General features: G+C 59.2%; 10 protein-coding genes. 8 read left to right on the top strand and 2 right to left on the bottom strand.

The window, feature by feature from the left end; genetic code table 11:
• Positions 1-2 precede the first annotated feature (2 nt).
• Positions 3-767: a DeoR/GlpR family DNA-binding transcription regulator gene (locus FHS83_RS15650; protein ID WP_167083864.1), complete on the bottom strand. Its 765-nt coding sequence runs from the start codon at positions 765-767 to the stop codon at positions 3-5.
• Between the two features lie 246 nt (positions 768-1,013).
• Entirely contained in the window at positions 1,014-1,715 is a 702-nt protein-coding gene (gene phnF / locus FHS83_RS15645) for a phosphonate metabolism transcriptional regulator PhnF (RefSeq protein WP_167083863.1), read from the bottom strand.
• A 78-nt stretch (positions 1,716-1,793) separates the two neighbouring features.
• Here phnF and phnG point away from each other — a divergent pair, with 78 nt between their 5' ends.
• The 8 genes from phnG (at position 1,794) to FHS83_RS15605 (ending at position 10,483) form a co-directional block, all read left to right on the top strand.
• Positions 1,794-2,243: a phosphonate C-P lyase system protein PhnG gene (phnG, locus tag FHS83_RS15640; RefSeq protein WP_167083862.1), complete on the top strand. Its 450-nt coding sequence runs from the start codon at positions 1,794-1,796 to the stop codon at positions 2,241-2,243.
• Entirely contained in the window at positions 2,240-2,821 is a 582-nt protein-coding gene (gene phnH, locus FHS83_RS15635; RefSeq protein WP_167083861.1) for a phosphonate C-P lyase system protein PhnH, read from the top strand. Before phnG ends, phnH begins: the two co-directional genes overlap by 4 nt.
• Positions 2,821-3,900 carry a carbon-phosphorus lyase complex subunit gene (locus tag FHS83_RS15630; protein WP_167083860.1) on the top strand — a complete coding sequence of 360 codons (1,080 nt, stop codon included), beginning with the start codon at positions 2,821-2,823 and terminating at the stop codon, positions 3,898-3,900. Before phnH ends, FHS83_RS15630 begins: the two co-directional genes overlap by 1 nt.
• Complete coding sequence (locus FHS83_RS15625; protein WP_167083859.1) at positions 3,897-4,799, top strand: alpha-D-ribose 1-methylphosphonate 5-phosphate C-P-lyase PhnJ; 903 nt, start codon at positions 3,897-3,899, stop codon at positions 4,797-4,799. Before FHS83_RS15630 ends, FHS83_RS15625 begins: the two co-directional genes overlap by 4 nt.
• Positions 4,796-5,569: a phosphonate C-P lyase system protein PhnK gene (gene phnK, locus FHS83_RS15620; RefSeq protein WP_167083858.1), complete on the top strand. Its 774-nt coding sequence runs from the start codon at positions 4,796-4,798 to the stop codon at positions 5,567-5,569. Before FHS83_RS15625 ends, phnK begins: the two co-directional genes overlap by 4 nt.
• Positions 5,570-5,576: 7 nt before the next feature.
• Positions 5,577-6,266, top strand: a complete 690-nt coding sequence (phnL, locus tag FHS83_RS15615; protein ID WP_167083857.1) for a phosphonate C-P lyase system protein PhnL — start codon at positions 5,577-5,579, stop codon at positions 6,264-6,266.
• Positions 6,259-7,410, top strand: coding sequence for an alpha-D-ribose 1-methylphosphonate 5-triphosphate diphosphatase (locus FHS83_RS15610; RefSeq protein ID WP_167083856.1), 1,152 nt, complete (start codon positions 6,259-6,261; stop codon positions 7,408-7,410). The genes phnL and FHS83_RS15610 overlap by 8 nt, the downstream gene beginning before the upstream one ends.
• A gap of 199 nt (positions 7,411-7,609) precedes the next feature.
• Positions 7,610-10,483: a TonB-dependent receptor gene (locus tag FHS83_RS15605; RefSeq protein ID WP_167083855.1), complete on the top strand. Its 2,874-nt coding sequence runs from the start codon at positions 7,610-7,612 to the stop codon at positions 10,481-10,483.
• The last annotated feature ends 2 nt before the right edge of the window (positions 10,484-10,485 follow it).

The following is a 10,485-nucleotide window of genomic DNA, read 5'->3' as shown; positions in this document are numbered from 1 at the left end:
ATTCAGTCAGGCTTGCCTGCAATCAAAATCTCGACGCCATCCATCACCTTGCGCAATTCCGGCCCCGGATCGGCATCGGTGACGAGAACGTGAATGTCCTTGAAATCGAAGGTGCGGATGAGACCGTGACGTTCGAATTTGGTGGAATCGACGAGCACCACGATCTTGCGGGCCAAAGGCGCGATGGCCTGTTTCAACTCCGCTTCCGGCAGGAAGTAATCGAGCAGGCCACGCTTGGCTTCCATGGCACCAATGGAAAAGAAGGCGATTTCCGGCGTGAAGCGTTTCATGAAATTCTGCGTTTCCGGCCCGAAGCTGGAGCAGTAATTCTCGTAGATCTCCCCGCCGGCAAAATAGACCCGCGCATTGTTGCGCCCGGTCATTTCACGCGCCACTTCGATGGCATTGGTGATGATGGTGAGATTGCGCACCTTATTAAGCGCCTTCGCCACCCAATAGGCCGAGGAACCGGAATCGATCAGCAACGTCATGCCGTCGCTCACCATCTCGGCCGCCTTCAGCCCGATCTGGCGCTTAAGCTGCGCGTTTTCATTGATGCGCTGATGATAGGCGGCCTCGAAAACATTATCGGGAAGGCGCACCCCGCCGTGCACTTTGCGCACGCGGCCCGTATTCTCGAGCTGGCGCACATCGCGGCGGATGGTTTCTTCCGACACTTCGAAACGCTGGGCGAGATCGGCGATGGAGCAGGAGGAATTCTCCTCCAACAGCTCCAAAATCTCATGCAGACGGCTGCTCTGGTCCATGGATTTTGACTGTTCAAGCCGTTTGGCCGGAGCGGACGGTTTGGAAACTTTTCGCGGCGACATGGGGCAAGCACATCATTTTGGCTTCTGCATCGTTCTATAAGCCGCTGTGGAAACCGCGACCACAGCACCAAGGCCTAGCCGAAAAGCATGACAGTTGCGCGAAGGCGTGTTGGTTTTCAGCCGATTTTGCAGATTTCCCACAAAATTCGGGCACTAAACCACGAACTGCAACATTTTGCGGCTTTAGTCGGGTTCGACAACGACCTCGATGCGATCCCCGGCGAAGGCGGTGTCGACGGCTTGCAGCGGGGAACCATCGGGCGCGGCATCAAGGCCAGAGGAATGCAGAACCGGACTTCCTTCTGGAATGTGCAGCAGCCTTGCCTCTATGGCTGTGGCCGCGCGCGCATGAAGACGTGTGGAGAGGCGCTGATATTGCGCAATGCCATAGCTTGCCAATGCCGCGCTGATAGAACCGCCCGCATTGGTCAGGGCCTGGGGAAAATCGGGGAAGCGCGCCACAGAGAGAAAATGTGTGGAGAGCGACAAGGGCATGGAAGACGCCTCGCTCAGAATGCGGACGCACCAGGCGCGGGCGTTATTATCGAGCCCGATCGCAGGGGCAAACTCCGCCGCCGTAACCGTGGCATCCAGCACCGTGTTGCGGCTTTCCATGCCGCTTTTGGCAAGGTTGGTGCGGAACGACACATGCCGTCCCACCGGATAAGGAATGCGTGGCGAGGTGACAAATGTGCCCCGCCCCTGCTCCACCGAGACGCGGCCCTGGCTCGCCAAAAACTGAAAGGCCTGCCGCACCGTATGGCGGTGCACACCATAGCGGGCCGACAATTCCTGCGCCGTGGGCAAGGCCTCTTCCGGCTTATAGGCGCCGCGCTCGATATCGCGCGCCAGATCATCCGCAATCTGCCGCCAGAGCGGTTTCACGAAACCTTCGCCCAAAATGTCTAGACCTTTTAATTCCTGCCGTTATATGTATAGACCAATTCCAAGAGGTTCCGCCAGATGGAGTCGTCAGATACGGCCAAACGCCAGCACTGGATGGCAGTTTTGGCCCGCGCCAGCCGAACCCATTTGGCGACTTTGATGGCAGATTTTAGCGACTATCCCGCCCCCGAGATCGTGCGCCCGGCAGAGACCGGCACGGTGATGGCCGAAGGCCGCGCGGGTGGTACTGGCGCCCGCTTCAATATTGGTGAGGTGACGGCGACGCGCTGCGTGGTGCGCGTCGATGGGCGGCTGGGATTTTCCTATGCGCTCGGGCGCGACCGCGCCAAGGCCGAACTCGCGGCCACGCTGGATGCTTTGCTGCAAAACCCGGAGCGGCAAGAGGCGCTGCTCACCAAGATCATCACGCCTTTGGCGCAAGAAGAAAAAGAAGCCAGAGAATTGGCCTCGCGCAAGGCCGCGGCCACCAAGGTCGATTTCTTCACCCTGATCCGAGGCGATGAATGATGCGCAGCGGTTTTGCTGATCCCGTTTTCGACGCCCAGGCTGTGTTTCGCGGCGTGCAGGACGCTTTGGCGCGTCCGGGCTTGCCACAGTCTGTAGCGCCCCCGGGCAGCGCGGAAGGCTTATCGCCCGCCGCTGCCGCCATTCTTCTTTGCTTGACCGATTACACGACGCCTGTGTGGCTGGCGCATGGCAATGAGCATCCGGCTGCCTCCTGGCTCGCCTTCCACACCGGCGCGCGCACAACAACCAAAGCTAAAGACGCGCAATTCGCCGTGCTTGCCTTGGGCGCGGCTGCACCACTGCTGAGGGATTTCGCGGCGGGCGAGGATTGCTATCCCGACCGCTCCGCCACCCTGATCGTAGAATGCCGCGACTTTATATATGGCACGAGGGTACGTTTATCGGGTCCGGGCATCCGCGATACCGTCGACATTACGCCCACGGGGCCGCGTCCCGGCTTCTGGGCGGAGATGGCAGCCAATGCCGCGCGCTTCCCGCTGGGGGTAGACGTGTTTCTGACGGCGGGAAATGCGATGATCGGTCTGCCGCGCTCGAGCACTATCCGGGAGATCGCCTGATGTATTTGGCGGTCAAAGGCGGCGAAGCGGCGATCGACGCAACCCACAAGCTCCTGAGCGAGACACGGCGCGGCAATGTGGATGTGCCCGAACTCGACTGCGTGCAACTGCGCGAACAGATGAGCCTGCTGATTGCGCGGGTGATGAATGAAGGCGCGCTCTATGATCCCGACCTCGCCGCCCTCGCCTTGAAGCAAGCGCAAGGCGATGTGATCGAAGCGGCGTTTCTCTTGCGCGCCTACCGCACCACGCTTTCCCGCTTCGGCTCATCGCTGCCGCTCGACACCGCCAAGATGCATATCCGCCGCCGCGTTTCGGCGACCTTCAAGGATTTACCGGGCGGACAAGTTTTGGGCTCGACCTATGACTACACCCACCGCCTGTTCGATTTTTCCCTGACAGCCAGCGGAGACCGGGCGGAAGCAACCGTGGCGCCGGCCCCCTTAAGCGAAACCATGCCGCGCGTGCTTGATATTCTGGGTGCGGAAGATCTGATCGAATCCGAAACACCAGAGGATGGCGATCCGGCGCCGGAAGATATCACCCGCGATCCCATCAGCTTTCCGGCGGAACGTGCTGCGCGGCTGCAAAGCCTGACACGCGGGGACGAAGGCTTTCTCCTCGGCCTCGCCTATTCGGTTCAGCGCGGTTATGGCCACAACCATCCTTTTGCCGGGGAAATCCGGGTTGGAGATGCGGCGGTCTGTTTTGCGCCGGAAGAGCTCGGCTTTGAAATCGAGCTTGGCGACATCACCCTGACCGAATGCCAGATGATCAACCAATTCACCGGCTCCAAAAACGCGCCACCGCAATTCACCCGCGGCTATGGCTTGGTCTTCGGACATAATGAACGCAAGGCCATGAGCATGGCCGTGGTCGACCGGGCGCTGAAGACCGACAAGTTCGGCGAAACGCCCGCATACCCCGCGCAGCAGCAGGAGTTTGTCCTCTATCACAGCGATGCGGTGGAAGCAGCGGGTTTTCTGGAACATCTGAAACTGCCGCATTACGTCGATTTCCAGGGCGAATTGGAGTTGGTGCGGCGGATGCGGGCTGAACAGGGCGGAGAGCCGGAATGAAAAGCCGCCACGATCCCGATTACAACTACGCCTATCTTGATGAAGCCACCAAGCGCATGATCCGGCGCGCGCTCTTAAAGGCGATTGCCGTTCCCGGCTATCAAGTGCCGTTTGCGAGCAGGGAAATGCCCTTGGCGCGCGGCTGGGGCACAGGCGGCATTCAGATCACCGCCGCGATCATCGGCCCCGAAGACACTTTAAAAGTTATCGATCAGGGTGCCGACGATACCACCAATGCGATTTCCATCCGCCGTTTCTTCGCGCGCGTAACCGGTGTGGCGGAAACCGAAGACACGCGCGCGGCCAGCATCATCCAGACACGCCACCGCATTCCGGAAGAGCCACTGCAAGAGGGCCAGATCTTGGTCTACCAAGTGCCGCTGCCGGAGCCTTTGCGCAAGCTTGTGCCCTCCGAACAGGAAACGCGCAAAATGCATGCCTGGGCGGAATATGGTCCGATCTATGTGCGGCTTTACGAGGACATCGCGCATTCGGGCCATGTCACCTCGACCTATTCCCACCCGGTGATAGTCAACGACCGCTTCCTCACCTGTCCTACGCCAATTCCGAAATTCGATAATCCGAAAATGGATATGTCGCCTGCCCTGCAGTTGTTTGGCGCGGGAAGGGAGAAGCGAATCTATGCCATCCCGCCATACACAAAAGTGAAAAGCCTCGATTTCGAGGACCATCCCTTCGAGGTGCAGCGCTGGGACCAGCCTTGCGCCCTGTGCGGCTCGGATACTTCTTATCTTGATGAGGTGATCATCAACGACGCGGGCGAGCGAATGTTTGTCTGTTCCGATAGCCATTATTGCGAGAGCCGCCGCGCGCAAGGCCATACCGGGCCGCAATTGGAAAAAGCCAAGGCCATTCACCTTGCCGGAGCGCAGACATGATGGACGACGCGCTTCTAACCGCAACCAAGGTGACCAGAACCTTTGGCGGGTACGGCGGCTGCCGCGATATATCGCTCTCGTTATGGCCGGGCGAAGTCTTGGGCATTGTGGGCGAATCCGGCTCGGGCAAAACCACTTTGCTGCGCAGCCTCGCAGGGCTGGACCGGCCTGATACCGGGCGAATCCTTTTTCGTCACGGCGAAGATCCCATCGATATTTATGCTCAGGACGAATCCAAGCGCCGTGCCCTGATGCGCACCGAATGGGGCATGGTGCATCAAAACCCACGCGATGGACTACGTTTGGAAGTTTCTGCCGGTGCCAATATCGGCGAATCCTTGATGGCCAAAGGCGAGCGCCATTACGGACGCATCCGTGCAAGCGTTCAGGATTGGCTGGCGCGCGTCGAAATCGATCCCGCGCGCATCGACGATAATCCCAAAAGCTTTTCCGGCGGCATGCAGCAGCGTTTGCAAATCGCGCGCGTTCTGGTGGCCGAACCGCGGCTGGTGCTGATGGACGAACCGACCGGCGGGCTTGATGTTTCGGTGCAGGCGAAACTGCTCGATCTCTTGCGCGTGCTGGTGCGTGATCTTGGCATTGCCGCTATCGTGGTGACCCATGATCTCGCCGTGGCGCGGCTTCTGACGGATCGCCTGATCGTGATGAAAGATAGCAGGATCATCGAGGAAGGCCTGACCGATCAGGTTCTCGATGATCCCCATCACGCCTATACGCAGCTTCTTACCTCTGCCGTTCTGAGCGCGTGAGGAGCCCATGACCATCCTTCTTGAAGCGCGAAACCTCAAAAAGACCTTTACACTGCATAACCAGCAAGGGGTTGTGCTGGATGTGCTGCAAGACATCGACCTCGACATCACGGCCGGAAAAATGGTGGTGCTGAAAGGCCCCTCGGGAACTGGAAAATCCACACTTCTGCGCATCCTTTATGGAAACTACCGCCCGGTATCAGGAACGGTGCGGATTCGGCATCAAAGCGAGATGGTCGATATCGTCGGCGCGCGCGCCAGCCTTGTCTTGGATATCCGCCGCAAGACGTTATCCTTTGTCTCGCAGTTCCTGCGCGTCATCCCGCGCATCTCGACGCTTGCCATTGTCATGGACCCAATGCTGTCGCGCGGCGTCCCCAAGGACGAAGCGAGCGACCGGGCAGCGGAGATGTTGAAACGGCTACATCTTCCAGAGCGGATATGGGGACTTGCGCCTGCGACCTTTTCTGGCGGCGAACAGCAGCGCGTGAATATCGCGCGATCCTTTGTCGACCCGACCCCGGTGATGCTGCTGGATGAGCCGACCGCCTCGCTCGATGCAGAGAACCGTGACATCGTGATCGAGCTCATCGCGAATGCCCGCGAACGCGGTGCAGCCATGGCCGGTATTTTCCACGACGAGGCGGTCAGCGACCGCGTTGCCACTCGTACTATAAGGCTGAGCAATCATGCGTGAGACTGTTATCACCAATGCAACCTTGGTCTTGGAGAACGAGTCGGTACGCGGAACCCTGGTATTCGATGCGAATGGCATTAAAGCGATCGACCAAACCAGCACGGCCTTGCCAAGCGCGATCGATGCCGAGGGTGATTATCTTTGCCCCGGCCTGATCGAGGTACATACGGACAACCTCGAAAAGCACTTCATGCCGCGTCCCGGTGTATTCTGGCCGGATGGGCTTGCTGCGGCGCTGGCCCATGACAATGATCTAGCTGGTGCTGGCATTACCACGGTCTATGACAGCGTCTCGGCTGGCACGCCCTATGGCAAGAAAGAGTATCGCCGCTCGATCTTCGCCCACACCATGGACGCGATCACGACCGGCAGCGCCAAAAATCTGTTCCGCACCGATCACCTGATCCATATCCGCTGCGAGCTGAGCGGCGAAAATCTGATCGAGGATGTCGCGCCCTATATCGATCACAAGCTGGTGCGCCTCGTCTCGCTGATGGATCACACGCCCGGCCAGCGCCAATGGCGCAATCTTGATGACCTCAAGCGCTACAACAAAATCTCCAAAGTCGAGAGCGATGAGGAATTCGAAGCCAGCGTGCGCGAGGAGATGCAGACTGGTCCCATCCATGTGGCGCGCAACTGGCCGAAGCTGGCCGAAATGCTAGCGAGCAAGAACGTCCCGCTGGCTACCCATGACGACACGACAATAGAAGATGTCGAGCAGGCGCAGAAAATGGGCGCGGTGATTTCCGAATTCCCGACCACGGTGGAGGCTGCGCGCGCCGCCCATGAGCGCGGCATGGCGACGGTGGCAGGTGCACCTAATGTGGTGCGCGGCGGCTCTCATTCCGGCGGCGTTTCGGCAAGTGAACTGGCGCGGCTGGGCGTGCTCGACGGGCTTTCTTCCGATTACGTGCCCGCGAGCCTTTTGCAGGCAATCCTCAAACTGGAACGGGATTGCGATTTGCCGCTGCATCAGACGCTCGCCATGGCGACTTGGAAAATCGCCGATATTGCTGGTCTTTCGGATCGCGGCCATCTGAAACCAGGCCTGCGTGCCGATTTGTTGTGCTTCCGCAAGGTGGGCGATACGCCCGTGGTGCGTAGGCTCTGGTGCAATGGCCGCGCGGTGCTGCAATCCTAGGCAGAACATCGCCCAAGCTCAACGCAAGCATCACGCAAACCAACACGAAAACCACACACCAATCGCTCATTTCCACATAATGTCACACACCTGCAATAAGACAGAACAAAATGCTCCGTAATTGCTTGGCACATTCGGCGTGACCTGAGGTGGCCGTTCCATCGAACGGCTGGGTCACATCGGTTGTGGAGGGGTAATTATGTCTCGAGAGCATTTCGCTTGGGCCGCGCGCCCAAGCCTGAAGAGCGTATTGATGGCCAGCGCGGCAGTGCTGGTTGCGGGCGCCACGTCATCTGCTGCATCAGCTCAGCAAGTCGCAAGCAACACCGTTGAGACGGTCGTCGTCACCGGCAGCTATCAGGAATCGCTGACCGCGGCGCGCAATATCAAGCGCGAATCCGTCATCCTGAAAGACGCGATTGTCGCCGAAGATATGGCCAAGTTCCCGGAACTCAATCTGGCCGAATCCCTGCAGCGCCTGCCCGGTGTGCAGATTACCCGCGAAGCCGGCGAAGGCCGCCGCATTTCGCTGCGCGGTCTCGGGCCTGATTTCGCCCGCGTGCAGCTGAATGGCATGGAAGTGCTGGGGAACGTCGACTCCGCGCAGGACAGCCGCGGCCAGCGTTCGCGCGACCGCTCTTTCGACTTTAACATCTTTGCCTCGGAACTGTTCTCCAAGGTCGAAGTCGAAAAGACCTTCCAGGCTTCGCAGAATGAAGGCGGCATGGCCGGTACGGTCGGTCTCTTCACCGGCAAGCCGCTCGATTACAATACGGGCTTCAAGGGCGCGGTGACGGCCAAGGCGGGCAGCAACCAATATACGGGAGACTTGCAGCCGCGCATCGCCGCGCTGGCGAGCTATAATTGGGACGATAAGTTCGGCATCGCCGTCTCTGTCGCCTATGGCCATCGCCGGACGACCGAAGAAGGCCACAACACCTATAACTATTCGCTGCTTGGGGCGACCACGACAGACGCGAAAACCGGCAAGCAGACCGGCAAGGCGCTCGACCTCGTCGCGTCCGGTGTCGACATCTCGCATCTTTCCGCCGACAAGCAGCAGCGCTTCCTCGCGGGCAATCTCTATTTCCCCGATGGCAATCGCATCTCGTCCTGGAACGGCAAGCAGGACCGTTTGGGCCTCACCGCGGCGGTGCAGTGGAAGCCGACAAACAACATCCTCTTGACCCTCGATGCGCTGCACGGCGAATTCACCGTTCATCGCGATGAGCTGCATCTGGCCACCCGCCCGCTCAACGGCCTTGGTTCGACCAATTTGGATGGCCCCAAGGGTTCGCCCTGGCCCGCCATCTTCCAGAATGCCACGGTCTTCAACAACTACACGGTGGATGCGAACGGCTATGTCACCATGACCGATTCCTCCAACGTGACCTTCGGCAGCGAACATCGCCGCGAAAAGAACCTGAACGTGTTCAACCAAGGCGTCCTGACCGGCACCTGGGACGTTTCCGATGCGCTCACCATCGACGGCCATATCGGCGCCGAGAAGTCGCTTTATAAGACGCCTTACGACGACAAGCTCTATATGCGCGCCAAGGGCGGTCTCATTGCTAATTACGGCACGGACGGGCGTTCAGCCTCGTTCCAGTACACCAACTGGGACCCGACCAATCCGGCCAATTACGCGATGGATAACTTCTACTATCGCGCCTTCAATAACTCCTCCGAGCTGAAGGAAGGCGTGCTGAACGCGCGCTATAAACTCGACGAGCATGTGACGCTGCGCGCGGGTGTTGCCTATCACAATTTCTCGCAGAACGGCGCGTCGTACTACTATGACGGCGGCGACAATGGCACCACGGCCATCACGCGTGGCACCTCTGTCGCCGATATCACCACAGTCTTCCACAACAGCTACGGCTCGTGGCTGATCGGCGATTACGACAAGGCCTTTGCGAAGTACAAGGAATATCACCGTCTTGCGCCTAAGGCGGATGGCACAGGCGGCGCGCTGAAAGACATCGAGAACGTCTTCAAGGTCGACGAAAAGACGGTCTCCTATTACGCGCAGGTTGACTGGGACAGCGAAATGTTCGGCAAGCCGTTCCGCGGCAATATCGGCGTGCGCGGCTATAGCACCGACACCCGCAGCCAAGGCTGGATCCAGGGCAAGAACTACGCCTATCTCGGCACTGCGGATGTGAAGGGGAGCTATGACGGCCTGCTTCCGGCCCTGAACACGGTGCTGGAGCTGACGCCGGAGGTGCTGGTGCGCTTCACGGCAACGCAAAACCTCAACCGCCCGAGCCTTGGCTCGATCGCGGCGCAAGGCAGCGCCTTCCAGAACAACACTTCGACTTGCGATCCCACCGCGCCAAACTCCAAGAGCAATTGCGACTTCACGGCTTCGCGCGGCAATCCCAACCTCAAGCCCTTCCTGGACACTACGCTGGATCTCGGCGTGGAATACTATTTCGGCAAAGTCGGCCTGATCTCTGTCGGTGTTTTTCAGAAATACGTGAAGAACTTCATCACCTCGAAGACCTGGAGCATCGATAATGGCAATGCGCTGACCTATGCCCAGGCTCAAATTTCGCCCGCGACAACCCCGGGTGCGACGGCTGACACACTGCTCGAATCCTTCTCGATGCCGATCAATGATCCAGGCACCAAGAAGATCACCGGCGTGGAATTGGCCGCACAGAGCCAGTTCGACTTCCTGCCGGCACCATTCAACAACCTTGGCGCGGTGGTGAACTACACCTATGTCGACTTCCCGCAATCCATTACCGGGATTTCGAACACCTCCTACAACGCCACCCTTTATTACGAAACCAGCGACTGGGGCGCACGCGCGTCTTTGAGCCATCGTAGCAGCTGGTTCACGGGCCACGGCGCCACCCCAATGAGCGCCGATACGAGGGGCTTTACGGGCGGCAATTATGTCGATGCGGCCCTCTTCTACAACATCACGGACCAGCTGCAGGCCACGCTGGATGCGGTCAACCTGACCAACCAGAAAGACACACAATTCTGGGGCCAGAACCGCTACCTCTATAATCAGACCCAGAGCGGTACGACCTATATGGGAGGTATCAGCTATAAATTCTGACA

Origin of the sequence: Rhizomicrobium palustre (assembly GCF_011761565.1) — a bacterium.
GTDB classification, from domain to species: domain Bacteria; phylum Pseudomonadota; class Alphaproteobacteria; order Micropepsales; family Micropepsaceae; genus Rhizomicrobium; species Rhizomicrobium palustre.
Note: the sequence above shows the minus strand (reverse complement) of the source record. Positions and strands in the feature narration are given on the sequence as shown.